Origin of the sequence: Nonomuraea bangladeshensis, assembly GCF_039529455.1 — a bacterium.
GTDB lineage: Bacteria > Actinomycetota > Actinomycetes > Streptosporangiales > Streptosporangiaceae > Nonomuraea > Nonomuraea bangladeshensis.
Window position 1 is genome coordinate 1 of record NZ_BAAAMV010000044.1, and the last position, 725, is coordinate 725.

The 725-nt window shown below is 74.8% G+C and carries 1 protein-coding gene; it reads right to left on the bottom strand.

What is annotated here, in order from left to right:
• Nucleotides 1-725 (bottom strand): tyrosine-type recombinase/integrase (locus ABD292_RS48855; RefSeq protein ID WP_344220350.1); only part of this gene is annotated, 725 nt, incomplete at both ends.

The window sequence follows — 725 nt, forward strand, 5'->3', positions numbered from 1 at the left end:
AGGGGCGTGACGGTGGGGGTGCGGAGGCGTTCGACGGCGTCGCGGGCTTCTTCGTCGGGGCGTACGTCGTAGCTGAGGGTGGTGCTGGGGCTGGCGTGGCCGGCCAGGCGGGCGGTCATGATCGCGTCGGCCTGCGGCAGGAGGTTGGAGATGAAGGTGCGGCGCAGGTCGTGGGGCCGTACTGGGGTGGTGGCGGCCTGTTCGGTGCGTTTGGCGAGGATGTCGCGCACGGCTTGGGGGTTCATCTGCCAGGGGCGGCCGTCGGGGGTGGTGCGTACGGTGCCGCCGCGGGTCAGGCGCGGGAACAGCGGGCCGCGGTGGCTGCCGCGGCGGGCGAGCCAGGCCTCCAGGCGGCGGGCGGCGAAGGTGTTGACCGGGATGCGGCGTTGTTTGTCGCCCTTGCCGATGACGGTGAGCATGCGCCGGGCCCGGTCGTAGTCGGCGTACTGCAGGGCGACCAGCTCGGCGCGGCGCAGGCCGCACGCGTCCAGCACGGCGATGACGGCCGCGTCGCGCAACCCGGCGCCGGTGACGACGCCGGCGGGTGAGAGGTCGGCGTCGCAGGCGGCGATGAGCGCGCCGATGACGGTGTCCGGGACGTGCTGGCCGGCCGGCTCGCGGTGGCCGGCGAACGGGGCCAGCGCGACGGCCCGCTGATGGTCGTCGGTGCTGAGCAGGCCGAGCTTCCACGCCTCCTTGAGCACGCCGCGCAACGCGGCCAGGTG